At 41.5% G+C, this 26,131-nt stretch carries 23 protein-coding genes and 3 pseudogenes; 11 read left to right on the top strand and 15 right to left on the bottom strand.

Annotation, left to right across the window (positions count from 1 at the left end):
• Positions 1 to 365 precede the first annotated feature (365 nt).
• Positions 366 to 863 carry a DUF3016 domain-containing protein gene (locus RS130_RS02325; protein ID WP_316024616.1) on the top strand — a complete coding sequence of 166 codons (498 nt, stop codon included), beginning with the start codon at positions 366 to 368 and terminating at the stop codon, positions 861 to 863.
• 51 nt (positions 864 to 914) lie between these two features.
• Positions 915 to 1,391, top strand: a complete 477-nt coding sequence (locus RS130_RS02320) for a peroxiredoxin (RefSeq protein ID WP_316024615.1) — start codon at positions 915 to 917, stop codon at positions 1,389 to 1,391.
• Positions 1,392 to 1,436: 45 nt separating this feature from the next.
• On the opposite strand, the gene RS130_RS02315 is transcribed toward RS130_RS02320, so the two are convergent.
• Positions 1,437 to 2,024 carry a paraquat-inducible protein A gene (locus RS130_RS02315; RefSeq protein WP_316024614.1) on the bottom strand — a complete coding sequence of 196 codons (588 nt, stop codon included), beginning with the start codon at positions 2,022 to 2,024 and terminating at the stop codon, positions 1,437 to 1,439.
• 56 nt (positions 2,025 to 2,080) lie between these two features.
• Entirely contained in the window at positions 2,081 to 2,935 is an 855-nt protein-coding gene (purU, locus tag RS130_RS02310) for a formyltetrahydrofolate deformylase (RefSeq protein WP_316024613.1), read from the bottom strand.
• Between the two features lie 207 nt (positions 2,936 to 3,142).
• On the opposite strand from purU, the gene RS130_RS02305 reads away from it, so the two are divergent.
• Together RS130_RS02305 and RS130_RS02300 are read left to right on the top strand one after the other, a co-directional pair.
• The gene (locus RS130_RS02305) at positions 3,143 to 3,526 is read left to right on the top strand and encodes a hypothetical protein (RefSeq protein ID WP_316024612.1); all 384 of its coding nucleotides are present in this window, start codon (positions 3,143 to 3,145) and stop codon (positions 3,524 to 3,526) included.
• A gap of 57 nt (positions 3,527 to 3,583) precedes the next feature.
• On the top strand, positions 3,584 to 4,486 hold the full coding sequence (locus RS130_RS02300) for a serine hydrolase domain-containing protein (protein WP_316024611.1): 903 nt from the start codon (positions 3,584 to 3,586) through the stop codon (positions 4,484 to 4,486).
• Positions 4,487 to 4,526: 40 nt separating this feature from the next.
• On the opposite strand, the gene thpR is transcribed toward RS130_RS02300, so the two are convergent.
• A complete protein-coding gene (gene thpR, locus RS130_RS02295; protein ID WP_316024610.1) occupies positions 4,527 to 5,075 on the bottom strand; it encodes an RNA 2',3'-cyclic phosphodiesterase in 549 nt (182 codons plus the stop codon).
• A 201-nt stretch (positions 5,076 to 5,276) separates the two neighbouring features.
• On the opposite strand from thpR, the gene RS130_RS02290 reads away from it, so the two are divergent.
• Genes RS130_RS02290 through mrcB form a run of 3 tightly spaced genes read left to right on the top strand, consistent with a single transcriptional unit; the run spans position 5,277 to position 10,034 of the window.
• Complete coding sequence (locus RS130_RS02290) at positions 5,277 to 6,227, top strand: helicase-related protein (protein WP_316024609.1); 951 nt, start codon at positions 5,277 to 5,279, stop codon at positions 6,225 to 6,227.
• A gap of 16 nt (positions 6,228 to 6,243) precedes the next feature.
• A complete protein-coding gene (locus RS130_RS02285) occupies positions 6,244 to 7,668 on the top strand; it encodes an ATP-dependent helicase C-terminal domain-containing protein (protein WP_316024608.1) in 1,425 nt (474 codons plus the stop codon).
• Positions 7,668 to 10,034, top strand: a complete 2,367-nt coding sequence (gene mrcB, locus RS130_RS02280; protein WP_316024607.1) for a penicillin-binding protein 1B — start codon at positions 7,668 to 7,670, stop codon at positions 10,032 to 10,034. The genes RS130_RS02285 and mrcB overlap by 1 nt, the downstream gene beginning before the upstream one ends.
• 302 nt (positions 10,035 to 10,336) lie before the next feature.
• Here mrcB and RS130_RS02275 read toward each other — a convergent pair.
• From RS130_RS02275 to RS130_RS02260, 4 genes and pseudogenes are all read right to left on the bottom strand, one after another.
• Positions 10,337 to 10,513, bottom strand: a pseudogene (locus RS130_RS02275) (transposase); the annotation flags it as partial.
• Between the two features lie 210 nt (positions 10,514 to 10,723).
• Positions 10,724 to 11,704, bottom strand: a complete 981-nt coding sequence (locus RS130_RS02270; protein ID WP_316027950.1) for a transposase — start codon at positions 11,702 to 11,704, stop codon at positions 10,724 to 10,726.
• A gap of 61 nt (positions 11,705 to 11,765) precedes the next feature.
• Entirely contained in the window at positions 11,766 to 12,455 is a 690-nt protein-coding gene (locus tag RS130_RS02265) for a hypothetical protein (RefSeq protein WP_316024606.1), read from the bottom strand.
• A 474-nt stretch (positions 12,456 to 12,929) separates the two neighbouring features.
• A complete protein-coding gene (locus RS130_RS02260) occupies positions 12,930 to 13,145 on the bottom strand; it encodes a hypothetical protein (protein ID WP_316024605.1) in 216 nt (71 codons plus the stop codon).
• 278 nt (positions 13,146 to 13,423) lie between these two features.
• On the opposite strand from RS130_RS02260, the gene RS130_RS02255 reads away from it, so the two are divergent.
• The 3 genes from RS130_RS02255 to RS130_RS02245 all read left to right on the top strand — a co-directional run bounded on the left by RS130_RS02255 (position 13,424) and on the right by RS130_RS02245 (position 16,115).
• Positions 13,424 to 13,762, top strand: a complete 339-nt coding sequence (locus tag RS130_RS02255; protein WP_158972284.1) for a P-II family nitrogen regulator — start codon at positions 13,424 to 13,426, stop codon at positions 13,760 to 13,762.
• A 17-nt stretch (positions 13,763 to 13,779) separates the two neighbouring features.
• Positions 13,780 to 15,018, top strand: coding sequence for an ammonium transporter (locus tag RS130_RS02250; RefSeq protein WP_316024604.1), 1,239 nt, complete (start codon positions 13,780 to 13,782; stop codon positions 15,016 to 15,018).
• Positions 15,019 to 15,188: 170 nt separating this feature from the next.
• Positions 15,189 to 16,115, top strand: coding sequence for a Dyp-type peroxidase (locus tag RS130_RS02245; protein WP_316024603.1), 927 nt, complete (start codon positions 15,189 to 15,191; stop codon positions 16,113 to 16,115).
• Positions 16,116 to 16,245: 130 nt separating this feature from the next.
• On the opposite strand, the gene hemL is transcribed toward RS130_RS02245, so the two are convergent.
• From hemL to RS130_RS02205, 8 genes and pseudogenes are all read right to left on the bottom strand, one after another.
• Positions 16,246 to 17,541, bottom strand: a complete 1,296-nt coding sequence (gene hemL, locus RS130_RS02240; RefSeq protein WP_316024602.1) for a glutamate-1-semialdehyde 2,1-aminomutase — start codon at positions 17,539 to 17,541, stop codon at positions 16,246 to 16,248.
• A 33-nt stretch (positions 17,542 to 17,574) separates the two neighbouring features.
• On the bottom strand, positions 17,575 to 18,579 hold the full coding sequence (locus RS130_RS02235; protein WP_316024601.1) for an aspartate carbamoyltransferase: 1,005 nt from the start codon (positions 18,577 to 18,579) through the stop codon (positions 17,575 to 17,577).
• Positions 18,580 to 18,635: 56 nt separating this feature from the next.
• Positions 18,636 to 19,117 (bottom strand): annotated as a pseudogene (locus tag RS130_RS02230) (GNAT family N-acetyltransferase).
• A 10-nt stretch (positions 19,118 to 19,127) separates the two neighbouring features.
• A complete protein-coding gene (locus RS130_RS02225) occupies positions 19,128 to 20,498 on the bottom strand; it encodes a DUF3300 domain-containing protein (RefSeq protein ID WP_316024600.1) in 1,371 nt (456 codons plus the stop codon).
• A gap of 90 nt (positions 20,499 to 20,588) precedes the next feature.
• The gene (gene ribA, locus RS130_RS02220; protein WP_316024599.1) at positions 20,589 to 21,209 is read right to left on the bottom strand and encodes a GTP cyclohydrolase II; all 621 of its coding nucleotides are present in this window, start codon (positions 21,207 to 21,209) and stop codon (positions 20,589 to 20,591) included.
• A 145-nt stretch (positions 21,210 to 21,354) separates the two neighbouring features.
• A complete protein-coding gene (locus tag RS130_RS02215; RefSeq protein WP_316024598.1) occupies positions 21,355 to 23,967 on the bottom strand; it encodes an EAL domain-containing protein in 2,613 nt (870 codons plus the stop codon).
• Positions 23,955 to 24,203: a hypothetical protein gene (locus RS130_RS02210; RefSeq protein ID WP_316024597.1), complete on the bottom strand. Its 249-nt coding sequence runs from the start codon at positions 24,201 to 24,203 to the stop codon at positions 23,955 to 23,957. Before RS130_RS02210 ends, RS130_RS02215 begins: the two co-directional genes overlap by 13 nt.
• 75 nt (positions 24,204 to 24,278) lie before the next feature.
• Positions 24,279 to 25,731 (bottom strand): annotated as a pseudogene (locus RS130_RS02205) (protein adenylyltransferase SelO).
• 62 nt (positions 25,732 to 25,793) lie between these two features.
• On the opposite strand from RS130_RS02205, the gene RS130_RS02200 reads away from it, so the two are divergent.
• Complete coding sequence (locus RS130_RS02200; RefSeq protein WP_316024596.1) at positions 25,794 to 26,120, top strand: c-type cytochrome; 327 nt, start codon at positions 25,794 to 25,796, stop codon at positions 26,118 to 26,120.
• The last annotated feature ends 11 nt before the right edge of the window (positions 26,121 to 26,131 follow it).

Raw genomic sequence — 26,131 nt, 5'->3', positions numbered from 1 at the left:
CCAAGCTGCGTCAGCTCAAGATGTAGTGACTGAGCAGTAATATACAAGAGCTTACTCAAGGTAATTGATTGAGAAGCTATTTTTAGTATTTACTGCTATTTTCAATATCATGCACCCTAAGTAAGTTGTTTTATAGTTTGCTTGAAGGAGCACTTAAGCACAGGTTATGTTGCGGTCTCTTTTTTGAAAACGGAGCTTCGAAACACAAAGTGGAGCTAATCAGCTTGAACCGTATTTGAACTATCACACTGTAATTGCTTCTAATTAAAAGACATGAGCTTTTAGAGTTAGATATAGTTTAGAAATGTTACACATTTTTTTAACAATCTGTGCTCTAATCAAAGGTGGTTATTTTGAGGAGATAGATGATGAACGTTATTAATCGAGTTTTAGCTTTGTTTGTATGTCTGTTCTTTAGTTTTCAAACTGCTGCTTTGGCAAAAGTTGAAGTGACTTGGACTGAACCAGACAAATATTCCGACATTAAAGATTCTTTCAGCGGTTATCAAACGACTAAAGATGATGCGTTTTACAATATTGAGAAAGAGCTGAATCGTTTGGCTAAAAAGCTGCCTGACGGCTATTTGCTAAAATTAGAGGTGACAGATTTAGACTTAGCAGGTGAGACCCACTCAAGAAATATACGCGTAGTGCGACATATGTTTCCACCCAGAATCAAATTTACATATCAGTTGTTGGATGGCGGCGATAATGTGTTGTTAGAGAAGCAAGAGAACATTCGTGATACATCCTTTATGAACGGTGTGTCTTTGCGACATAAAAACCAAGCCTTTGGTTTTGAGAAACAGTTGGTCGAAGATTGGTTTAAAGATAGTTTTACTGACTATTTAGTTAGAAATTAAATTATGTAAGATCAATTAGTTTCAGTTAATTAACTTAATATGGATGACAAAATGATAAAAGTTGGTGATAAATTACCAGAAGTAACCTTTAGTTTGCGTAAAGGCGGAGATGCGAGTAACCCTACAACAGCTGATATTTTTGCTGGCAAAAAAGTGGTGTTGTTCGCGGTACCGGGCGCATTTACGCCTACCTGTTCAGAAGCGCACTTGCCCGGTTACATCACGCTAGCCGACAAGTTACAAGCCAAAGGGGTAGACGAAATTATTTGTCTATCGGTTAACGACGCATTTGTAATGAGTGCATGGGGCGCGACACAAAATGCAGAAGCTATTACGATGTTAGCGGATGGTGGTGCAGAATTTACTCAAGCTATTGGTTTAGACATGCAAACTGCGACCTTTGGCGGGGTGCGCTCCCAGCGTTACTCTATGTTGGTTGATGATGGCGTGGTGACAACGCTTAATGTTGAAGCGGCCGGTGAATTTGCCGTAAGTGACGCAGAAACTATGTTGAATAGTTTGGCGTAGATGTTAAAAATTACCCAGACGTCCGGTCTGGGTAATGCTTTTGCTTTAAATCTGAGTTTTATTGTTGGAGTAAGCTTTTTTAGCGGCCGATAGCGCTAATTGGCTACCCAGTAAAGACACGATGCAATAGGCAGTAAAATAATAAAATCCTTCCCCTACCGCAGACAAGGTTTGCGTGCTAATTTCTAGCGAAATTTGAAAGCCAAATACATTAAATGTTTGGGTGGTCGCAGTATCGGCGTGATTGGTCGACAATATAGCTAAAAATATTGCAACCACAAACACATCAGCCATTGACCATTTACCAATTAAGCTAACGAAGCTGAGTATTTTTTTGGCAAGGTTGAGATTTTTTACAAAATAAGCAACACACATCAATATTGTTTTTAGCAACGGAATGCACACCGAAAACGCAAAAATTAACCCCGCGACCATAAAGCGCTGGTCATTCCACAATTCTTCGACCGTAGCAATAATCGAAAGCTCTTTATCAATGAGTGGAGAGGTCAGTGAAGAGCCACTCAATAACGCTTGCATCTCCATATCAAAACTAAACATGGTCAGTAAAATGCCATGAAAAAACAATCCTAATGCCACAATATTCAAAGCGAACCCTAGATGCTTACGTATCATGCTTAACCTTATGAAACTATTGATTTGTATAAAATTGTATATGCTTAAGGAAAGCCTTAAGCAAATACCACTGTTTTATGCTGATGAATAATAACCCTGTCTTCTAAGTGGTAACGCACCCCGTTGGCTAGAGCTGTTTTTTCACAATTTTTACCTTTACGCACCATGTCTGCAGCGCTATCACTGTGGCTAATACGCATCACTTCCTGTTCAATAATTGGCCCTTCATCTAAATCGCTAGTCACGTAATGACAAGTTGCACCAATTAGTTTTACACCTCTTTCGTATGCTTGTTGATAAGGCTTTGCACCAGCAAAAGAAGGTAAAAAGCTGTGGTGAATATTAATAGCCTTGCCGGCTAACTTTTTACACAAATGGTCTGGCACTATTTGCATAAATCTAGCTAAAACCGTCAAATCACCTTGATAGGCTTCGATCAGTTTTTCGATTTCTGAAAAGGCTTTCTCTTTTGGTTGGTCTTTAAAATCGACCCAATGAAAAGGGATGTTATGCCAGTCGGCATATTGTTTCATTTGTGGATGATTGGCGATAATACACGGAATCTCGCAAGGTAGTTCACCGGTGTGCCATCTATGCAATAGGTCCATTAAACAATGAGATTCGTGACTGGCCAACAACACCAATTTTTGTTTTTTCGACGAATCAATCATTTTCCAATTCATGTTAAATTTATCGGCAATTGGTGTAAACGCCTGCTTAACTTTTTCGAGCCCCATATTGATAGAATCTGCGCGAATTTCGTGGCGCATGAAGAATCGACCAGTTTGTAAATCTGTATGATGGTTCGCTTCGACAATTGTGGCATTTTGCTGTACCAAAAACTGACTTACGGCCGCTACCAATCCAACTTGATCTGGGCAATCAATAACTAATCTAAATGTTTGCTGCATAATAAAAAATACTTTGAGTGTGACTAATTTTCCTATTGTGACTTCCTTGCGTAGAAAGGCAAATAATAAAAATAGATAATTCAGAATTGGCTGTGTTGGTGGTTGCCCTGCAGGCCAGTTATGTATTTTGGTGGTAATAAACAGTGGTCGCGGTTAAGACAAATTTTTTTTATGATGGACTGCGGATCATATTACTACGTGTAAACCATGTTGAAAAAAACCTTAATAAGTCTGAGTGTCATTATTTTATTGTTGATGGTTGGCTTGCGCTCAATGAGTATTTCTCCTTTTGCCCTTGGTGATGCTTTAGATGTGTCTACTAGCATGGGGGCGAAAATTGCCTGTTCTGGTAGGTTTATTTCTGGTTTGTCAGAACAGCAAGTCATGCAGGATTTAGCGGCCTATTCGGTGGCTACGAAATTACTGTCGATTGTTTATACCGAGCATTCAGTGACAGCAGACTTTATCGGTTTATCTACCTCAAGTGCCACTTATCGGGTTGGCCTTGGGTGTACTATCGATTACGCCCAACCGCTCGTTGATTTAGATACGCTTAGGGCCCCACCGTTAAGGGAATCATCTTTATCCTGACCCGCAGGAGAAACCGTAAATTCAATTGAGCCAACAATACAGGTCGTCCTAGATGAATTGTTACGGCAAGATAATCAAGCGGGCTTAGACTCACGGGCGTTATTGGTAGTAAAAGACGGGAAAATAGTTGCAGAGTCTTATGCCGATGGTTTTCGCGCCGGTACACCAATTATTGGGTGGTCTATGGGCAAAAGCCTGACCTCCATTCTACTCGGAAATTTGGCCTTCAAACAGAAAATACAGGTAGAACAAAGTCATTTATTCGACGCTTGGCTAGAAGATGAGCGTCGAAATATTACCCTGCAAAGTTTGTTGCAAATGACCTCAGGTTTGGCTTTTGATGAAACTTATATTCAAGGCACAGATGCGACGCGTATGTTATTTTTACAGCCCAGCGCCTCTGGTTATGCTTTGGCAAAATCAGCAGAGCATGAGGTAGACCGTCATTTTATGTACTCATCTGGTACCACCAATATTCTTATGCGCTTAGCATCAGAAACCTTAGGTGGGCAGCAAGCACTTATTGACTATTTTTACCTACAAGTTGCCAAGCCGCTCGGCCTCAGTCACACCATTTTCGAAGTAGATGCCGAAGGTATGTTCGTTGGTAGTTCTTATATTTTTGCATCGGCTCGAGATTGGGCCAGAATGGGATTACTAATGTTGGAACAGGGGAAAATCAATAACCAACGAATATTAAGTCAAGAGTGGGTGGTCGCGGCACAAACCCCCAACAATAGTGATAATGAGCCTCGATACGGTTATCAGTTTTGGCTGAACAGCGGCAGTAATGAGTTACGTTGGCCGAGTTTACCAGTAGGCAGCTTTGCCATGTCGGGCAGTAAAAACCAAAGAGTGATGATGATACCATCACACAATACTGTGGTCGTGCGTTTAGGATGGAGTAGTCATTATCCTATCAATGAAAATGTTGCAAAAATTTTGGCAACACTAGAATGATGGGGTATGGCATGTATTGCGCAGCCTAAAATGAGGGATTTTATTGTTGGAAGCTAAAAGTCATATCTAGCGGCCACGATTGTCGAATGTGGTAAGACACACCATGGGCGCTCGAAACAGATTCAAATAAATGAAACGCCTTAGCTTGCCAACCAAATTGTGGGGGGATTAGTGGCGCTGGCGGTTCAATGGCACACTTTCTCGCTAGGGTCAGATGGGCGATATACTCTTGTTTAGAGATAATTAAACCACTACTTTTTGCTATTCTTTGCAATTGGCTAACTAACTGCTGGTGGCTACTGTGAGTATGCTCACTGCCCAACCAGCAAGCTTTAGGTTTGGCCCAGTAGCCCATAAAATCTAAGTTAACAGGGAATGCCTTAGGTTGTGCTCTTGAGTTAATCGTTGCGTCAATTTGGCTGGTTAATTTGTCTAACTGTTTAGTATTCACTTGGCCTAGAAATGCTAAGGTTACGTGAAAATTTGCCGCTGGGACCGGTGAGCTAAAACAAGGCAACGCCTTATTGCGCCAAGCTTCAATCGCTAATTTTGTTGAGGCGTCGGGTGATAAACCTAAAAATGCTCGCATATTATTTTTCCTGTTTTTTAATCCAATACTTAGGTTATTCAATAAGTTTGATATGATCAGCGTCATTATACCGAACTCATTCTAAGAGAATTCAGTTGCTGCCAGTACAAGAAATTTTATCCGATTTACACGCCCAATTAGCAAAAGGTGACGGAATTGTAGTGGCTCCGCCTGAGTGCCGGCAAGTCAACGTGTCTGCCCTTGTCGTTACTTAATTTAGATATGTTTACACATAAAAAAATTATCCTGCTACAACCTAGGCGTATTGCCGCTCGTAACATAGCGATATATTTGGCTGAGCAGCTTAATGAAGCGGTTGGACAAACAGTAGGTTATCGCATTCGTGGTGAAAATAAAGTCAGTGCTAACACTCGATTAGAGATCGTCACAGAAGGTATTTTAACGCGTATGTTACAAAATCAACCAGAATTGCCCGAAGTGGCTTTGGTGATTTTTGATGAATTCCACGAGCGTAATCTACATGCTGATTTTTCGTTGGCTCTGTGTATTGAAGTGCAGCAGGCGCTGCGTGACGACTTACGATTGTTGGTTATGTCTGCGACTCTGGACGTAGCGGCTATTAGTCGATTATTACCCGATGCCAAAATACTTGAGTCGTTGGGCAGAAGCTATCCAGTTGATTTGGTCTATCGGGCGCCTAATGCCAACCATAACTTAGTAGAAAATGCCTGCCGTTTAACCGTGGATGCATTTGCTCTGCAGCAAAAAGATGGCTTGGTATTTCTGCCCGGTGCCGCAGAAATCAATCACACAGCAGAATGGCTTGAACAGTACTTTGTGAATAACGGGGCCGAGCAAGTCGTTATTCACCGCTTGTATTCTGACTTAGCTAAACATTTACAAGATAAGGCACTACGACCTGCTCCTCAAGGTAGACGTAAAATTGTGCTAGCGACCAATATTGCAGAAACCAGTTTAACAATTGAAGGCATTGAATGGGTGGTAGACAGTGGCATTGAAAAAAATGCCATATTTGATTTAAACCGTGGCATAACCCATTTGCAAACGCGCAGAATTTCTCAAGCATCTGCGGTGCAAAGGGCTGGCCGAGCAGGGCGTTTAGCAGCAGGCACTTGCTACCGATTATGGAGCAAGGAACAGCAAGATAGGTTAGCCCCACAATCCCCCTGAAATATTACAAAGTGACATGAGTAGTTTTATTCTAGAAAGTGCTGTCTGGGGGGCTGACGTAAAAGAATTGCAGTTGATAGACTATCCAAGTGATGCTCAATTAGCTCAAGGGCGAGACCTTTTAAATCGGCTAAATGTATTTGATAGCAAACAAGGATTAACGTCTCTCGGCAGACAAGTGCATGCTCTGGGTTGTAATGCATCGATCGCTGTTATGTTATTAAAAAGTCAGAAAATCAGCCCAGCACATTTAAGTTTAGCCTGCGCTTTGGCAGCTTTGTTTGAAAGTAAAGACCCTATGCCTCGTTATAACGGCCAATCTACGGGAGCAGAAATTTCCGCTCGTCTGCATTTTTTGTTAAAACAAAAAAATCACGCTATTTGGCAAATTATTCGTTTATGGCATAAAAAATTATCTTGTGCGCTTGTCGACTGGCCTTTTATTGATGTAGCGGTGTTAGTAGGTTTTGCGTTTCCTGTTTGGTTGGCTAAGCAGCGGAGTAACGAAAGTTATCAATTAGCAAATGGTGCTGGCGCTATGCTCTTTAAAGATGATGAGCTGCTAGAACAAAAATGGCTAGCAGTCGCAGCTATGTTGTCGACTGACAAGCAAGGCAACGACAGGCAACAAAATAATGCAAGAATACGTTACGCTGAACCCATTTCCTTAGCCCAAATTGAACAACACTTCGCTTATTTGCTCAACGAAAGCGAAGTGTTGCAATGGGACGAGAGCCAACAAAAAATTAGCGCTCAGAAGCGCAAATTACTAGGTGAAATTGTTATCCAAAAACAGCCAATGGCTCGACCTTCCGCAGAGCAAATTGTAAATATGTGGCAGCAGGTAATTGTAAAAAAAGGCATCGCGGCGTTACCTTTTGATGATGACAGTTGGCAATACATATTCCGGGTTAGATTGGCGAGCGATTTAAACAAAGACAATGTTTGGCCTGACTTTTCAGAGCAAGGACTTTTGCATAGTGCTGACTTATGGTTATTGCCATATTTGTCTGACAAAACTACTTGGCAGCAATTGTCTCAATGTCAATTTTTGCAACAACTTAAAAGCCAATTAGATTATCAACAGCAACAAGAATTGGATAAACTATTACCAGAAAAATTACTGCTGCCTAGCGGTAGACACGGGCGACTGATTTATACTGAGTCGAATAAGGTAACCTTATCCGTTAGAATGCAAGAGATGTACGGTATGCGTGAGCACCCTGTTATTGGTTTGGGACAAATAGCCCTTACAATTGAGTTACTGTCGCCGGCGCAAAGGCCGATTCAAACTACGCAAGATTTACCGGGTTTTTGGCAAGGCAGTTATCAACAAGTGCAAAAGGAAATGAAAGGCCGTTACCCGCGTCACTTCTGGCCAGACAGCCCAGCTACATCGCCAGCCACAACCACTACTAAAAAAAGAATGAATATTAAATAATGAGTAAACCAGCAGCAAATAAGTCCCGAGTATCTAGCGCTAAGTCAGGCAAAAACAAAGCAGTAAAAGAATCAATGTGGCGTAGGCTAAATCCGTTTCGCTGGTTGTGTCGTCATTGGCTTAAACTGTCTTTCATTTTTGCCCTAGTGCTTGGCAGTTACTGTGTCTATTTAGATGCACAAATTAGTCAAAAATTTGCCGGTAACAAATGGCAAGTTCCCGCACAAATTTTTGCTAGGCCAATGCATCTTGCTGTAAAACAAGAAATCACCATTCAAGAAATCGAAGAAGAGTTAAAGCTCTTGGGATACAGGCGTGTGATCCGGGCTGATAGTTCTGGTGAATACCAAGTATTAGGTAAGCGGATCCGAATACAGAGGAGGAAGTTTGACTTTGCGCACGGCAGTGAACCATTGCGTAACATTGAAATTAGCATTAATAGTCAAAGAATAAGCGAGATCTTAGAGTTAGATACACGGCAGAGTATTAACGATATCTATCTTGAACCTTGGCTGGTTACTCGCCTGCAAAGCAGTGAGCGAGAAGATCGCATGTTGGTAAATATGGCCGATGTGCCGCCATTATTGACCCAAGCGTTAGTCGCGGTTGAAGATAACGACTTTTATCAACATTATGGTATTGCACCTTTGTCTATTATGCGTGCATTGATCGCCAATATTTCTGCTGGGCGCACAGTACAAGGTGGCAGCACCTTGACTCAGCAGTTGGTGAAAAACCTATTTCTAACCCGCGAGCAATCTATTACTCGTAAAGCCAAAGAAGCCTTAATGGCCTTAATCATTGAGCTTAGATACAGCAAAGAAACCATTTTACAAGCGTATTTGAACGAAGTGTTTTTGGGACAGAACGGCAATACTGGCGTATATGGTTTTGGCCTAGCTAGCTACTTTTATTTTGCTCGTCCGTTAAACGAATTAAGCATTGATGAAATGGCTATGTTGGTTGGGATTATCAAAGGTCCATCTTATTACAACCCTAAACGTCATCCTGAACGGGTAACCACCAGGCGTAATTTAGTGTTGCGTATGATGTTTGAAGCTCATCAATTAACTGCAAACGAATACGAAGTGTTAGTGAAAAAGCCAATTAAGCTGGCTATCGGCAAAAGCTTGCAAAAAGACAAGCATCCGGCATTTATGGACATGGTCAGGCGCGAATTAAAACAAGTTGTAGATAATCCAGATATTTTAGCGTCAGGGGTAAAAGTGTTTACCACCTTAGATTCTAACGCTCAATTTAAGGCTGAACGGGCAGTCAGCGAAGGTGTCGTTAAACAAGAGAACCGCATTGGTAAAACCGGCTTTGAAGCCGCCATGATAGTCACTGATATTGATTCTGGAGAAGTGCGCTCAATAGTTGGCGGTCGTGAAGCTAATTACGCTGGTTTTAACCGAGCGCTCGATGCCAAGCGGGCGATTGGTTCGTTAATTAAACCGGCCATCTATTTAACTGCTCTTGAGCAAGCTGCCGATTATAATTTGGCTACCTTGTTAATGGACGAACCTATTAAGCTAAAAAGCACCCAAGGTAAGTTATGGCAACCACAAAATTCAGATAAAAAGTTTAGAGGGCAAGTACCTTTGCTTACTGCTTTGAGCAAATCACTCAACGTTCCCACTGTTACATTAGGTATGAATTTAGGCTTGGGCACGATAGCAGACACTATATGGCGTTTAGGCGTAGAAGAAGAAATTCAACTGTATCCAGCCATGACATTGGGAGCGGTAAACTTTTCACCTTTGCAGGTCAACCAAATGTATCAAACCATTGCTAATAATGGTCGTTACATCCCACTGCACTCGATAACCGATATTGTCTCACCTGATAACACCTTATTGTGGAGTTTCGAATTTATCCCAGAGCAACGGGTGGATGAAAAAGCCACTTACTTATTAAACTATGCCCTGCATAAAGTCACATTAGAAGGCACTGCGAAAAGTATTAAAGCTAAATTTCCAAATGTAAATATGGCAGGAAAAACTGGCACCACAGATGATTACCGCGACAGTTGGTTTAGTGGCTTTGACAAAAATATGTTGATCACCAGTTGGATAGGAAAAGATAACAACCAACCCGTCAACTTAAGTGGTGCCAGTGGAGCTATGCAGTTGTTCATTGGCTACCAGCAACAACAAGAGCCCAAGTCTTTAGTTAGGCGTTTCCCCTCTGGTCTTGCTATCAGCCACTTTGACAATAGAACAGGTCAATTAAGTAAAGCTGGCTGTAAAGATACTTACAGCGTACCGGCCATTACCGACGCATTGCCAGCGGTACCCAAAAAATGTTTTGGCGAGTCGCGGATACCAGAAAAACCGAAAAAATGGTGGCAGAAAATTTTCGATTAACAGCAGAACACCACCGAGTTGTGCAGACGAAAGCAGCAATACCAATTAGCATAGATTTGTGATCATAATTACGTTATGAATTGCTCACTAAGATGTTCCAATTAAGACACCCATAAATAGCAATGGCTCTTAAACCATCTTAGCTCCCGCTTTTCTAATCCATTCGGTTTAAATTATGCTCAAGACAACTAAATTGAAGATGTTAACGGGTATGATGACGTGATTTTGTGGGGTGTGGTGAATATCAGGCGTGCTAATTCTCAACAGCGATGTTGATGAGGTTTGTTACTTTGGAAAAAAGGCTAAGCGTGTTTAAGTAGGGCTTTGGCTTTACCTATGCCTCGTATTTTTTGATGTTGGGTGTGTAGGCTGAAGTTTCGCATTAAATGTTCACTGCCTACAGCGTAACAAAAGTGCTTTTCGAATTCTGTGGTTAAGGTCAACCATTGTTCGTTGTTTAGGCCTAGCCTTTGTAGAATGTGTTCCAATTAAGACACCCATAAATAGCAATGGCTCTTAAACCATCTTAGCTCCCGCTTTTCTAATCCATTCGGTTTAAATTATGCTCAAGACAACTAAATTGACGATGTTAGCGGGTATGATGACGTGATTTTGTGGGGGGTGGTGAATATCAGGCGTGTCTGGCTTCAACAGTGATGTTGATAAAGGTCTGCGAAGTTAGAAAAAGGCTAAGCGTGTTTAAGTAGGGCTTTGGCTTTACCTATGCCTCGTATTTTTTGATGTTGGGTATGTAGGCTGAAGTTTCGCATTAAATGTTCACTGCCTACGGCATAACAAAAGTGTTTTTCGAATTCGGTGGTTAAGGTCAGCCATTGTTCGTTGTTTAGGCCTAGCCTTTGTAGAATGGGCTGTTGCTGTGTATCGATTAATCCTGACTTATCATCTCTGATAACACGACCTGTGGTGTCGATGAGGTCGCAGTAATCTTTTAGTGAAAAAGCGATGCCTCTCGGCATGTTTTGCCTGGGGTTGCCAACAAATGGCATTAAACCTCTGGGTTGCTGGTGGTGTCTCAAAGCTTGTATCCGAGTTTGAATACTGGTGTGGTCAGAGTCCTCAGGTGTGTTGGCCATATTGGCGCGAATGGGGTTTAAGTCCACGTAAGCCATGCAAGCCAGTAGGGCTGATTTATCGAGTAGTGCTTGAGACTTAAACCGTCCTTCCCAGAATCTGCCAGTGCAGGCATCTTCTTTGTTGGCTTCTCGGGCTATGTACTCATTGAGATTACGCATCAACCAACTGATGTCATACAAACGCAGCCGGTAAATTTCAACGGTTTCTAGAAGGGTATGCCGCTCACTCTTGCTCAACGTGTCATCTCGCATAAACCGCTGCGACAACAAGGTGCCTTTATGCAGTTGATGCCAGCGAACGAGCACTTGTTTCACCGTCCAGCGCTCAGCCAAGGGTTTGTTCACACACAGCACCACATGAGTGTGATTGCTCATCACCGCATAGGCGCAAATATCAATAGCAAAGATGCGGCTTAAATGAAGCAAGCGTGTTTCAACCCAAGCCCGCCTATGTTCATAGCTCTGGCCTGTCAACGTATCTTCACCACACAAAAATGAACGGCGAACACAGCGTGAAACACAATGATAATAAGGGGTGTCGACTAAACTGATTTGGCTTTTACGAGACTGAGGCATCATGGCCATCCTTGGTTGAATCACTACCATTAGTCTAGTTCAAATTGCGGATTCGTCGAATTTAATCATGGGTGTCTTGATTGGGGGGATCTTGATGGGTGTCTTGATTGGGGGGATCTTGGATTACGATGGACCGGGGGTGTTTATGTTGTGATTGTTTATATTTAGCGTCGAGCAATTCTTCTTTATTGACGTGTTTGTTAATGTAGGTGTTGATATCGGGCTTGCTTGTACAATCAATTCTTGCGCCCATAATGCCCAGCAAAACTGAAGCGGTTTTTCTCGTTATACCATCACAATTTGCCCGCACTTTTGTTTTGTCTAACAACTTTTCATCTTCACTGGCAAACCTATTTCTGTTAGTCGTATCAAGCGTTGGGGAGTTTTTCTGTTGCTGATAATATTCTCTAGCTTCTCGGGCCATTTGGGCATCTTTTTGTTGATTTAATGCTTGCACATGTTTGCCTGCTGTTCCTGTAAATTGGCTATTTATTACGGTTGAGCTTGTTGGTTCGACAGGAGTGGCAATTTGTTCTTCGACTCTGGGGACTTGTGGTGGTGCTGTTACAGGTTTGTCTTTAGTCTGTGGCTTAATCTCTTGCTGAGTAGGGATAGGTGTGGGGTTGGGATGGCTCGCTACTACTTCAATTGGCTCTAGTTCAGTAGAGATTCTGTTGGGTTTTAGGGACGGCGCAGGCTTGGGTAAAGGTGGTTGCTCTTCAGGCTGAGTAGGTGGTGCTTGAGTTTTCACTACTGGTGGTTTTGGTAATTCAAATAATAATTTAGCTTGTATCAGGTTATTGGTTCGTTGTTTGGGGGGCTCTTGTTGGCATTGCTGACTGAATTGCGCAGAATCAACAAAACGATGATATGGACAATCACTGATAGAAAAATGGTAATAAGTAACGTTTTATTTTTTTTAAGCACTCAAACAGACTAGAAATTAACCACAATTGAGTTGTAGTAGAGTCTCGCGGAGGGAATTAGTTCAATATTCAGTCCTGCGCCATCTTGCTTCTAGACCCGATTTTTATTATCTAACTTGAGTTCTGGATATTAACTTCTCGTTAAATGCCCAATTGTAATATCTTCATTGCCTCTCGTTTATCATCAGTTACATCGATTTTGGTGTCGGTATTTTCGAATATAGCCTGACTAATTTTCTGTATTGTTACTTTTTGATCATCGTTTACTATCACCGCTAAATGTGAAGCGCTGAATCTGTCTAGACTTTTTTACCTAGCAGGGTTATACCCATCACGTCTTCAGGCGTTAGTTTAAAGTCATCTACTTCAGTGTAATCAAACAATAGTTTTCTATTGGCTGATATGGCTTCTTGGTATTCAGGACTTTGGATCATGAAAATCATATCTAAAGCATTGAGGGTTCCTCGCAACGTAATGCAAGAAATGTCGTCTTGTGATGTGATTTCAAATTTCATATTTGGCCTTATGCTGAGATTGGAGATTAAACTCAATTCACTATTGCATTTTTTTCCTGAAAAATCATTCCTGTCCGTTAACAATTAATTAACCAGTGTGCCCTTTATTGGTGCAAGTGATTAATTGTGCACCTGTAAAGTGCTAAAAGCCAGTGAATTATAGTGGCGTTTACTATTAAGTTGTTGATATTTAAGCTTAATAATTTGTGGCATAGGATTTGTTTTATGGTTTGTAGTTTTGAACCATTTATATAAATAAAAACACTGGGAGCGACAACATGAAATTAGTAACTGCGATCATTAAGCCATTCAAGCTTGACGATGTGCGCGAAGCAATTTCCGAAATAGGAATCGATGGTCTTACCGTAACTGAAGTTAAAGGCTTTGGTCGTCAAAAAGGTCATACTGAATTGTATCGTGGCGCTGAGTATCAGGTGGACTTCTTACCAAAAGTTAAACTTGAAGTAGGCGTAAAAGATGAACATGTCGAACGTTTAGTAGAAGCCATTGTAGGTGCCGCTAAAACTGGAAAAATTGGTGACGGCAAGGTGTTCGTTTATGACTTAGAGCATGCCGTTCGAATCCGTACTGGCGAAACCGATGGCGAAGCCATCTAGATATTGAGGAGATAGACATGGAAATTACTTTTGAATTGGGCTATGCCCTAGATACCTTTTACTTTTTGATCTGTGGCGCATTGGTTATGTGGATGGCCGCAGGTTTTACTATGCTCGAAGCCGGTTTAGTTCGTGCAAAAAACACCACCGAAATCTTGACCAAAAACGTTTCGTTGTATGCGATTGCCTGCATCATGTATATGATTTGCGGTTATGACATTATGTATGGTGGCGGAATATTCCTTGATGGTCTTATGGCTGATGGTGCTACAGGTGTGGCTGAAGATCCTGCAACTTATGCTCCTTCTGCAGATTTCTTCTTCCAGGTTGTATTCGTAGCGACAGCAATGTCTATCGTTTCTGGTGCGGTTGCTGAGCGTATGAAGCTTTGGGCTTTCTTAGCTTTTGCTGTTGTATTGACAGGTTTCATCTATCCAATGGAAGGTGCTTGGACTTGGAATGGCGATGACGTATTTGGTATGTATAACCTAGGCGACAACGGTTTCTCTGATTTCGCTGGTTCTGGTATTGTACACATGGCAGGTGCTGCTGCTGCTTTAGCAGGCGTACTACTATTAGGTGCTCGTAAAGGTAAATTTGGTGCTGACGGTCGTGTCAACGCTATCCTTGGCGCTAACTTACCGCTAGCTACTCTAGGTACATTTATTTTATGGATGGGTTGGTTTGGTTTTAACGGTGGTTCTGTACTAGCAACGGCTACTGTAGAAAGCGCTAATTCGGTTGCTATTGTATTCTTGAACACAAATGCTGCTGCGGCAGGTGGTTTGGTTGCTGCTTTATTGTTAGCTCATATCTTATTTAAGAAAGCTGATTTAACAATGGCCTTAAACGGAGCTCTAGCTGGTTTAGTGGCTATTACTGCTGAGCCTTCAACCCCGACTGCATTACAAGCAACATTATTTGGTGCTTTAGGTGGAATTTTAGTCGTGCTTAGTATTATTACTCTTGATAAATTGAAGATTGATGATCCAGTAGGTGCTATCTCTGTTCACGGTGTGGTTGGTCTTTTAGGTCTATTGCTTGTTCCTTTCACTAACGACGGTTCAACTTTCTCTGGTCAGTTATTAGGTGCGGCGACTATCTTTGTTTGGGTATTCGTTACTAGCTTCATTGTTTGGTCAATCCTTAAAGCTGTTATGGGTATTCGCGTTAGCGAAGAAGAAGAGTTTGAAGGTGTTGATATCAGTGAGTGTGGCTTAGAAGCTTACCCTGATTTCACAACTAAAAAGTCTTAATGTGATTTAGTTGGTGGATCACCTCCACCAATACATTATTTAGGAAAGGCCCTGCTATAGATGCAGGGCCTTTTTTTTGGTAAAAAGCTAACTATTCTAAGTCGTTATACGTGAAGTGAAAACTGGGGTATATTACGCCTTTAGTGTCGATAAACGGGGGCTGTTTTAGAATGAGCCAAGCTCAAAAAGGCATTTGTGCAGAGCCAAATTTACATGCACTTTATTTAACCTTCACTGTGGTTGATGACGAGGTGCAGGCAATGCGGGGTAAGTTGGCCCATGTGTTGGATTTGTTTAATCATTATGACGAAGAGTATTACGAAGCTATGGTGTCAGGGGTCATTGCAATTGGTACTGACTATTGGTACGAATTGTATCCCAGATCAATACCACAAGAGTTAGCTCCTTTTCCTGATATGCATTGCGAAGACCGTGGTGCGCCTATCACTCCAGGAGATTTGTTTATTCAAATCAAAGCGGATCGTGCTGATATCTGCCACGCTATTGGGGCTGAGGTCATTCAATTATTAAAGCCACACGTGGATTTATATGAAGAAATTTCTAGTTTTAGATATTTAGACGGTCGAGACTTAACCGGGTTTGTCGACGGCACTGAAAACCCAAAAGGTATGCATAAACTGGAGGTGGCTATTGTAGGTGATCAAGATCCTGAATTTGCCGGTGGTAGTTATATTCATGTGCAGCGATATCGTCATCTTATGACCAAGTGGCAATTGTTAGCAGAGCAAAAACAAGAACAAATATACGGCCGCAGTAAAGCCGATAATATTGAATTCGCTAGTGATAAAAAAGCAGCCTTCGCTCACACCAAACGTACAAATTTAAAAGATCCCGCAGGGAAAAGTGTGGAAATACTAAGGCAAAGTATGCCTTACGGCAATATGACGGTACAGGGCTTGTTTTTTATTTCTTGCGCGTGTAGCCCACAGCCTTTTACCGATATGTTGCGCAGCATGATCTTTGGTGACGAACATGGAAACTACGATAAATTGCTCGATTTTACTGTTGCAGAAACAGGTGGGGCTTATTTTGCGCCATCGGTCAAATTTATCAAACAGCATGCTACCGATCACTAATCGATTGGGCACTCGTAGGGCTGAACTCAATTTATTCGTTTTTGATGGTCTGGACTTCTACCGAAAGTCGGTGAAAACTCATAGCTGTGGCAAACGGATGTAGCAACAGCTATGTCGTTTTAACTGGGCGCTAATTTGTCGCTTGTGCGACGTTAGCCAATACTTTGTCGGCTATATCTAAGGTTTGTTGGATCACCTCATCAGTATGGGCTGCTGACATAAAACCTGCTTCATATGAAGCGGGCGCCATATACACACCATGCTCCAACATGCCGTGATAAAACAAGTTGAACTGCTCGGTGTTGCAATTAATTGCTTGTTGATAGTTTGTCACTTTTTCAATGTCAGTAAAAAATAAACCAAACATGCTGCCAGCATAATTCACTGACATGGGAATGCCATGCTTTTGCGCAAGTGCCTTAAAACCTTCGGCTAGAGTTGCCGTATTTTTTGTCAACTTCTGGTACAAACCCTGTTGTTGAATTTGCTCCAATGAAGCTAAACCTGCTGCCATGGCAACGGGGTTACCTGATAAGGTGCCAGCCTGATACACTGGGCCTAGTGGTGCTAACATCTCCATTATCTCGGTTCTGCCTCCAAAAGCGCCAACTGGCATACCGCCGCCTATGACTTTCCCTAAACAGGTTAAGTCAGGCTTAATTGCATATTTTTGTTGTGCGCCGCCAAGAGCAACACGAAAGCCTGTCATCACTTCATCAAAAATAAGCACTGCGCCATACTGATCACACAAATCTCTCAAACCTTGTAAAAATCCGTCAACAGGAGGAATGCAATTCATGTTACCGGCGACAGGTTCAACTATGATGCAGGCAATATCTTCTGGGTATTCGGCAAATGCTTGGTCCACAGATTCTAGATTATTGTATTCCATCGTTAAGGTATGCTTTGCGAAATCTGCGGGTATACCTGGAGAGCTGGGCACGCCAAAGGTCAATGCCCCAGAGCCTGCTTTTACTAACAACGCATCGGCATGGCCGTGGTAACAACCTTCGAACTTAAGGATTTTATCTCGATTGGTAAAACCTCTTGCTAAGCGAATCGCGCTCATAGTGGCTTCGGTACCGGAATTTACCATGCGTAACATTTCCATTGATGGCACTAGCTCACTCACTTTTTCTGCCATTTGTACTTCGAGCTCGGTTGGGGCTCCAAAACTTAAACCGTTTTCAGCAGAGTCAATGACGGCTTGGCGAATACTAGGGTGATTATGACCTAATACCATCGGACCCCATGATTGTACGTAGTCGATGTAACGCTTGTTGTCGGCGTCAAAAATATAAGGGCCATCAGCTTTAGTAATAAAAGGTGGTGTACCGCCTACGGCTTTAAATGCTCTAACGGGAGAGTTCACACCGCCAGGAATGTGTATTTTTGCGCGGCTGAAAAGGCTTTGAGATGTTTGCATATTAAATTCTTTCTGTTGGTAATTTTGGATGGATTAGCTGTTTACGTGCCAATGCACTTTTTGATCAAATTGACTAACGATTGTATCGACACCAAGGGTGAGAGCAAATAATGCCATTCTTACTAATACACCATTGTCTGTTTGACGAAAAATAGCTAAATTTGGATTGAGATTTAAGTCGTTATCTAGTTCATTTGCTTCGGCTCGAGAGTCTCGAGGTAAGGGGTGCATGATCACGGTTTTAGATTGGAAATGCTTAGTATAAATTTGTTGATTTAAACGAAACTTTCCACGGTACTGATTGGCTTCTTCTTGTGACGGAAAACGTTCTTCTTGTATGCGTGTTTGATAACAAATATCGGCATCCAGACTACCTTCTAACTGTTCGGTAATAGTGAACTTATGTCCGGAATTTTGGATGGTGTCTATGATAGAAGAAGGCATCGCAAGTTCGTTTGGAGAAATTAAGGTAAATCGGACATTCTTAAATAAGCACAAAAGTTTAGATAAAGAGTGCACTGTTCTGCCATGTTTCAAGTCACCGATCATGGCAATGTGCATACCATCAATATTATTACCATGGGCTTGCAGCTCTTTTTGGATGGTATATAAATCAAGCAAGGCTTGTGTCGGGTGCTCGTTAGCGCCGTCTCCACCATTGATGACTGGAATGCGACTACCTTCTGCAAATTCTGCAACCGACCCTGCATCTGGGTGACGCATCGCTATGATGTCTGAATAACCGCTAAGCACACGTGCAGTATCGTACAGGGATTCACCCTTGGCCAATGCTGAATTGCTTAAGCCAGTGGTTTCTCTTACTTCGCCGCCTAACAAGTTAAAAGCGGTACCAAAGCTAACTCGGGTTCGGGTGCTGGGTTCAAAAAACAAATTACCTAATATTGCCCCATCGAGAACGTTGGTACGTTTCTGTCTTTTTGCATAGGGTAGCATTTGATGGGCAACATTAAATACATGCTCAATGGCTTCACGATCAAATTGGTTGACGGAAAGGATGTGACTGCCTTTAAAATTCATATTGGTATTGTCTTTGACTAGTGCTTAATTTGATTTATTTTATCAAGTTTTCACTATTAGTGTTCTATTGAAGCAAGATTTATTTTCACATCTAAGGTCATAAACTTGCTGTTCGGGTCTAGGCTGTAGTCTGCAAAAGGACCGCAGAATGTAAATCCAAACTTTTGATACAGCTGATGGGCTGGTGCAAAAAACGGTTGACTGCCTGTTTCAGGCTAAGGTGTTGTATACCCCTGTCTTTGGCGTAGCGAATGATATGTGTTAACAATGTTGCGGCAACTCCCTTGCGTACATGTTTGCGGGCAGTCCGCATGGATTTTATCTCACTGTGGTGAGGCCCTATTTTTTTTAAAGCAGCACAACCTAATAGCTCATCCTCATGCCATACGCTCCAAAAAGTGATGTTGGCAGCTTTAAGTTGAGTCAAGTCTAAAGCGTGCACACTTTCTGCGGGCGAGGTGGCCCGCATGTCTGCTAGATGCTCTTCTAGCAGCAGGGCAATTTTAGGGTGAGTTAAATCGTCTAGTTTAATTTGCATATAGATGTCCTTAACGATGCTCTTTGCTCCGACTACTTTGTATTGATTTGACGGGGCGTGCTTTATTTGTTCTTTGAGCTGAAGAACTACGAGGCTTGGCCTGATAGTTTGACGGCTTTCTGTTTGTTGACTTTCTTTGTTGAAAAGCCGGTGCGTTATGGTTAGACGACCTAATCTGGTGTGTTTTATTAACTGTGTGCTGTCGCCAACTATTGCTCTTGGTTTGTCGACTTTCTTTATGCTTTGGCACCTGACTCACTATATTTCGTTTGGCAGAAGTATTTTTATCGACACGACGTTTTGAATAGTTTGCCGGATTATTGTGGGTCACTAATTTACGCTTTACTTCTTTATAATGTGAGCCATTGTTTTTGTGTCGGTAGTTATCCACATTCAGTATTCTTTGCTTATCTATTTGTTGTTTCTTCTTTGCACTATGGGCACTGTTATTCGAAATATATCGATTGGGATTTTCGCTATTCCGGATGATACGCTTACCATTTTGTTTGTATTGAACACCTCGTCTGTGGTGTTGACTATGAGTCCAACGAGGACGTTCGGTTACTCTTACTCTTTGTTTAGAATAATGTGAGTTAGACCAGTGTCTATTGTTTTTATGGGTGCGATAACCGTAGTTAGCGAAGATGTGACGGTCATGCCATAGAAACCCGCTAAAATAGAAACTGGGGCGAATTAAAAATTTTGCGCTCCAGTAAACCCCAGCACTCCAAATATAATGGCTAGGGCTATGCCAATAGTAGGGCGGGTGATCGTTCCACCACCAATTGCCATAGACTGTTCGTGTGTCGTAAAAGGGAATATATACCACTTCTCTTTTGACGCTTTGAATAACAATTTCTTCGGCATCTTGTTTTACATCAATATATTCATTATTAGTTAAGTTACCTTGCGCGTAAGCTTTTTGTCTGAGTGCTTGAACACTAGCTAATACTCGCTCCTCGTCAAACAAAAAGGCACTGCCTAAGGATTGCAGCCAATCTAAATCAGTGCTTAATGTGGTCAATAAATCAGTAAAAGGAGTTAATGCTTTAACACTGGGCGCCCAATCTTTACTTTCGGCCGCATCGAGTGTTTGTTGTTCAGTTAGGTCTTTGTTTACTTGACGCCAACGTTCGGCTTGGACGATTTCTAAAGGATAAGTAGATGCGACTAAAATATGTGATAACAAGGTATCTGGGTAAAGGGCAATAGGCGCTAATATTTGCTCGAGTTGCCCTTGGTTAAGTTGTGCCTCTTCATTGGTTTGTTGCGCAGTTGTCAGTCTAGTCGGCTCTTGAGCCTGGGCTAGATTGATAACGCTACCGATTAAAAAACATAACACGCAAAGAAAAATAATTAGGTATTTGGCTTGATTTAACATAACCCGTTCCTTTTGTTTATTGATGGTGGGAGCACCATCTTTAACATAAGTTATACGCAGGTAAGTCTTAACAAAAGCTGAATGGTATTATTATTTTTTAAGCTGTTGCTCAGAAAATTGGTGACCTAATTTTTCTGTTTTGGTGCGTATGTAATGCCGGTTGTCATCGGTAATGCCATGATCGATAGGTGTACGTTCGACGACATTAATCCCCATTTCTATTAGCGCTTTATGTTTTTTGGGGTTGTTGGTCATAAGGTTAACATGCTTAACATTTAACTTGTCTAACATCAGTTTACAAATAGTATAGTCTCGCAGGTCAGCGTCAAAGCCTAAGTGCTCATTTGCTTCCACAGTGTCCATACCTTCATCTTGTAATTTGTAAGCTTGTATTTTATTGAGTAGACCTATGCCGCGGCCTTCTTGGCGTAGGTACAATAACACCCCTTTGCCTTGTTCTACTATGTTTTGTAGCGCTCTTTCTAGTTGCGCGCCACAATCGCAACGGGTACTAAATAATGCATCACCAGTTAAACATTCTGAGTGAATCCGAATGGGTACCACTTCATCAGATTGCCATTCTCCATAGGATAGGGCTACGTGTTCTTGATCGGATTCTGTTTCGACAAAACCATGAATAGCGAATTTACCTAACTTAGTGGGTAATTTGGCTGAACTAACGTATTGATATTTTTCTGAAGGATTGGTCATGAAAATTTAACTACACTCAAGTAAACGGACATAAATTGCTGGGAACATTTGTCGCAAGTAAAAATAATATACTCCCGATATGGGGCATTATCCGTTAAATGGTAGGGGATATACAATAATTATCCTAAAGTCGCGGGATATCTTTTTATAAAAGAGCTTCGAAATCTTGCATAGGCTTAGGTTTAGCTACGCCAAAACCTTGTGCGTAATCCACTCCTATTTTGCCCAGCGCTACCATTACGTCAACTGACTCAACATATTCAGCAACGGTTTCGATACCCATGGTTTTGGTGACATCTTTGATCGAACTCACCATCGCCATGTCCACTGGGTCAATTAAGATGTTTTTAACATAGTTGCCGTCAATTTTCACTTGGTCAACAGGCAGCTTTTTCAAGTAGACATAGGAGGAAAACCCACTGCCAAATTTGTCTAATGAAAATTTACAGCCCAATTTGTGGAAGGTCTTAAAAAATTCCAATGTTTCATCCATTTTTAAAATAGCCATACTTTCGGTAATTTGAAAGCAAACTTTACTATGGGGAATTTTGTATTTCTCGAAGGCGTTTAAAATATATAACTTTAGGCCTTTGTCTGACAAAGAGTAACCATTCAAATTGAGATTAACCATTGCTAATTCAGCTAAGTGAGCGGGGTTGTTGGACAGCCACCTGAAATAGTTTTCGGTTACCCATCGATCAATTTGCGCCGTTAAATTGTATCGTTCTGCCGAAGGTAAAAATAGAGCTGGAGCCACTAGTCTTCCTTCTTCATCTTGCATACGTAGTAATACTTCGTAGTGATGACCAGAATTTGATTTATTCAATGTTTGGTAGTGCTGATAGAAAAGCTGTAGCTGGTTGTTATCAATTGCTTGATTTATCTTATTTAGCCAAGCTAGTTCCGACTCGTGTTTTTGCTCATGCTTGTCTTCTTGGGAGTAGGTATGAATTTGGTTTCTGCCCCGCTCTTTGGCTAAGTAACAAGCTGCGTCAGCCATACTGAGTATTTGTTCCGCGCTGGTAATATTGGGTTGCCAAGAAACCTGTCCAATACTAATACCTAAAGTAAAAATACTGTTTTCCCAGAAAAAGCGGAATTCCCCGACAACATTAAGGATTTGATTGGCTAATAAGTAAGCGACTTGCGAATTGTCGTTCTCTAGTAAAACTGCAAATTCGTCACCGCCTAGTCTCGCCATTATGCCTTTGTCGGTGACTACCTGGTTTATTTTTTGCGACAATTGACTGATCAACAAATCACCTGCTTTATGGCCGCATGTATCGTTGACGACTTTAAACTGATCTAAATCCATGTAAAGCAGGGTGAGTTCATTGTTACCTTGCTGAATGTTTGCTAATGCCGAGTTGAGTCTTTTTTCAAACTCTCTACGGTTATAAACGCCGGTTAATGGATCATGAGACGCCATAAACTCTATACTGATATCAGATTGTTTTCGTTCGGTAATATCAAAAATGCTGCCGAATAAATAGCTCTGTCCTAGCTCTTCCTTGATTTGTCCTGAGATGGAAAACCAAAATTCACTGCCATCTTGTTTAACGCCTTTGATTTCTTTAGCGATGACTTTGCCGTTTTGTAGTATTTGACCGAGTAACAGTTCTCGGTCTGCTGGATTGGCATAAAATTCATTGGCATTGGTGATGCTGTCTAACATTTGTTGTTCGTTTTGGTAGCCAAAAAGACTACACATTGCTGGATTGACAGAAATGAGTTTGCCTTCTAGGGTCGATGTGTATAAACCTTCGGCTGAATTTCTGAAAAGGTTATAAAAGCGTTGCAAGTCGCTAATGGCCAATTGCTGTTTCTGACTATGCCTGTGAGTTAAGGTTTTTTCATGGGCGTCAATAGCAAGCGCAATCAACAAAATACCTAACATGATGCAGACAGCGATGATGAATAATTGACTTTGTGGGACGGCTATATCGTTTAGAAATAGATATATTTGCGTAGAAGCGCTTAAAGCGATGAGCATCAAACCAATTACCGCAAAAATATTTGCTGTTTTTTTATCAGGGCTGTAGTAAAAAATGGCGAGTACCGCTATCAGTGAAATGGCAAATGCGGAAAGAGCCAGAGAAAGTAAAACCTGTTCCTCATATGGCAAAATAAAAGCCACTACCAACATAGTGCTGCCAATCAAATAGAATACATAGCGCCACAGCGGGGGTACTTTTTCCAGAATAGCAAAAGTCACTTTGGCGGTGGTCAGTATTAGCATGCCGGATAGTACGACTGTGATTTGGGTGATGTAGGCGGTAATACTGGTAATTTGCCCAAGGATGCCGTTAATGTTTAAAAATAATAAGGCAAAACAAGCTGTTGATAAGGCGAACCAAAACCTTATGGGGCTGCGCATGGATATATAAGTAATGAGAAAATAGGCAGATAACAATGCGAGCCCACCACTTATAAACCCAATGACGGCCATGAGTATTTGTTCGGTCACCGCCAAGGAAGACTGTTTGCTGATATTGACAGGAATGAGCAATCGCCCTTTGCTATGAACCTTAATGTAGATAGTGACACTTTGTTGTTGGCTATCAATAGGGGTGATGAAATGCCTATGATTAAATGGCCTGTCGGCTAGTTTTCTATTTGAACCCATTAAGTAAGAGTTGAGAATGCGGTTTTTATTGTCTAATAAATACACATCTACTATGTCTAGAGAAGGGTTACCAATACTCAATAGAAAGGACTCTTTGACATCAGGGGCAAAAAATAAAGTCACTCTCCCCATAGGTTTTGATTTTCTTGAAGAGAGGCTGGATTCAGATTTTGCTGCCAGTCTTTTATATTTTGTACGCCCGATAATTGAATGTCGTCTTGCGCGACCGTCCATTTAATGTGTTTTGATAGATCTATTTCTGTGGTTAGACTGGTGATATCGAGACTTTGCGCCATTGTGCTGAACGCACAGATACTTAAGTTGATGATTAGGCTCAGTTTTAAACAAGTGATAATTAAATATTTCATTGTATCCTCCTTCAAACTGGGCAAATTGGTAAAAGTATAAGTGACCAAAGTTTCAATATGCCTAGAATACACAGTTTAACTGCTGCAGGATATTTCTAATTGTTTGCCCGAATCTGAAGGGGGCTTAGAAAATTGCTCAAAAGCCTCATTGTCGTCGTAGGGGTGTTGCAGTGCAGCTAATAATTGCTGGAACATTTCGAAGTCATCCTGTTCTGCTTGCTCAATTGCTTGCTGAGCCAAATAGTTACGTAAAATTATTTTAGGGTTGGCTTGTTTCATTTGTTGATGTCTTTGGTCTTGGGGGATTCCTTGTGCTAGCAAGGTGTTCGAATACAGAGTAGCCCATTGGTCGAATTTGTCTGTATCATTAAATTGCTCGCGCAATATTTGATTACGCCCCAAGCAGTCAAAGTCGCATAATTGCCTAAAACTTTGCGTGAAATCTTTCTTTTCTGTAGATAATAACGCTAACCAACCGTTCACTATTTCAGTATTAGCCGAGTTGTTTGACTGGTCCGAACTAAGTCCACATTTTCTAAGCATCAACCGAGAGTATTCGTTGATAAAGGTTGACTCATATTGACCTAAGGCTTGTTTGATTTGCTCCACTGTTAGATGTGAAGTGAATGCGTGCGCCAGTGCGTTTAAATTCCATAAGCCAATGCTAGGCTGGCTATCGAAAGAGTATCGACCTTGATGATCGGAATGATTGCAAATAAAGTTAGGGTCAAAATCATCTAAGAATGCGTATGGGCCATAATCGAAAGTAATGCCATGGATAGACATGTTATCGGTATTCATGACACCATGATTGAATCCAAATGCTTGCCATTTGGCAATAAGTTTAGCGGTGTCTAAGGTGATTTTTTCTAGTAATGCTAGATATGGATCTGCTGTCTCCAGGCAGCTTGTGAAATGATATTTAAAGCAATAATCGAATAACTGTTGGAGTGTTTCTGGCTGCTTGCTATGGGTCAGATACTCAAAGTGGCCAAAACGAATGTGGCTCTGACAAACCCGCAGGAGCATTGCACCTTGTTCTTGTTTTTCTCGGTACAGAGGTTCATCACTTGATATTAGTGCCAATGCTCGCGAGCTTGGTATACCAAGATAGTGCAACGCTTCACTTGCTAGGTACTTCCCTAATGGTAGAGCGTAAAACGGCTCTACCATCGGCGGCTCTTGAGTAAGGCGTACGACCAGCTCCTTTTAAGTGTATGTCCCATCGATTTTGATGCTTATCAATCGCCTCAGCCAGTAATAGTCCGCGTCCATCACCTAATTGGGGATTCCAATGCCCAAATTGATGGCCGCCATATTTTTGGGCTACAGTTAGTTGGTTAAGTTTGCCCTGTGCAGAAAATAGTGCTGCAAATAGTGATTGTTCATTTTTCCATTCTGGAGGTAAGTTTAGGCTTTCAAGAAGAGAGGTGTTAATCGCCTGCAATCGAGGGTTATTTAACTTAACAGGCTTGACATAACTACCCAGTCCAGTTAATTCTGTAGCAAATGAGTGCTCTAAGATCATATTTGAACCTGTTTTATTTATTTTTACTTATACCCGTATGGGTGATTGACCAAGGATATGTTATGAAAAAAATCAAAATTTCTGCTGTTGCATTAATTCTAACAGCTGCCAGTTTTGCGTCTACTTCTGCTTTGGCTGCAGATGTCGAAGCTGGTAAAGCTAAATCAAGCACTTGTGTTGCTTGTCACGGTATGAAAGGGGTATCAATGATCCCAATGTACCCTAATTTGGCGGGGCAGAAAGAGCAATATTTGGCTGCGCAGCTAAAGGCCTTTCGTGATGGTTCGCGCAAAAACATGATAATGGCACCTATGGCAGCAAGTCTTAGTGACGAAGATATTGCAAACCTAGCGGCGTATTACGCAAAATTAGACCCTACAGGAAAATAAAATTTTTTATT

It is taken from the genome of Paraglaciecola aquimarina (genome assembly GCF_032464635.1).
Taxonomy (GTDB): domain Bacteria; phylum Pseudomonadota; class Gammaproteobacteria; order Enterobacterales; family Alteromonadaceae; genus Paraglaciecola; species Paraglaciecola aquimarina.
This window is presented reverse-complemented; position numbering and strand designations above follow the sequence as displayed.

Bases quoted from the DNA above. Each gene is read 5' to 3' on its own strand.
- mrcB (WP_316024607.1), top strand. From the start codon at position 7,668: ATGAGTAAACCAGCAGCAAATAAGTCCCGAGTATCTAGCGCTAAGTCA.
- purU (WP_316024613.1), bottom strand. From the start codon at position 2,935: ATGCAGCAAACATTTAGATTAGTTATTGATTGCCCAGATCAAGTTGGA.
- RS130_RS02250 (WP_316024604.1), top strand. From the start codon at position 13,780: ATGGAAATTACTTTTGAATTGGGCTATGCCCTAGATACCTTTTACTTT.
- RS130_RS02245 (WP_316024603.1), top strand. From the start codon at position 15,189: ATGAGCCAAGCTCAAAAAGGCATTTGTGCAGAGCCAAATTTACATGCA.
- RS130_RS02305 (WP_316024612.1), top strand. From the start codon at position 3,143: ATGTTGAAAAAAACCTTAATAAGTCTGAGTGTCATTATTTTATTGTTG.
- RS130_RS02215 (WP_316024598.1), bottom strand. From the start codon at position 23,967: ATGGGGAGAGTGACTTTATTTTTTGCCCCTGATGTCAAAGAGTCCTTT.
- RS130_RS02270 (WP_316027950.1), bottom strand. From the start codon at position 11,704: ATGCCTCAGTCTCGTAAAAGCCAAATCAGTTTAGTCGACACCCCTTAT.
- ribA (WP_316024599.1), bottom strand. From the start codon at position 21,209: ATGACCAATCCTTCAGAAAAATATCAATACGTTAGTTCAGCCAAATTA.
- RS130_RS02325 (WP_316024616.1), top strand. From the start codon at position 366: ATGATGAACGTTATTAATCGAGTTTTAGCTTTGTTTGTATGTCTGTTC.
- RS130_RS02235 (WP_316024601.1), bottom strand. From the start codon at position 18,579: ATGAATTTTAAAGGCAGTCACATCCTTTCCGTCAACCAATTTGATCGT.
- RS130_RS02200 (WP_316024596.1), top strand. From the start codon at position 25,794: ATGAAAAAAATCAAAATTTCTGCTGTTGCATTAATTCTAACAGCTGCC.
- RS130_RS02260 (WP_316024605.1), bottom strand. From the start codon at position 13,145: ATGAAATTTGAAATCACATCACAAGACGACATTTCTTGCATTACGTTG.
- hemL (WP_316024602.1), bottom strand. From the start codon at position 17,541: ATGCAAACATCTCAAAGCCTTTTCAGCCGCGCAAAAATACACATTCCT.
- RS130_RS02225 (WP_316024600.1), bottom strand. From the start codon at position 20,498: ATGTTAAATCAAGCCAAATACCTAATTATTTTTCTTTGCGTGTTATGT.
- RS130_RS02210 (WP_316024597.1), bottom strand. From the start codon at position 24,203: ATGAAATATTTAATTATCACTTGTTTAAAACTGAGCCTAATCATCAAC.
- RS130_RS02285 (WP_316024608.1), top strand. From the start codon at position 6,244: ATGAGTAGTTTTATTCTAGAAAGTGCTGTCTGGGGGGCTGACGTAAAA.
- thpR (WP_316024610.1), bottom strand. From the start codon at position 5,075: ATGCGAGCATTTTTAGGTTTATCACCCGACGCCTCAACAAAATTAGCG.
- RS130_RS02255 (WP_158972284.1), top strand. From the start codon at position 13,424: ATGAAATTAGTAACTGCGATCATTAAGCCATTCAAGCTTGACGATGTG.
- RS130_RS02315 (WP_316024614.1), bottom strand. From the start codon at position 2,024: ATGATACGTAAGCATCTAGGGTTCGCTTTGAATATTGTGGCATTAGGA.
- RS130_RS02320 (WP_316024615.1), top strand. From the start codon at position 915: ATGATAAAAGTTGGTGATAAATTACCAGAAGTAACCTTTAGTTTGCGT.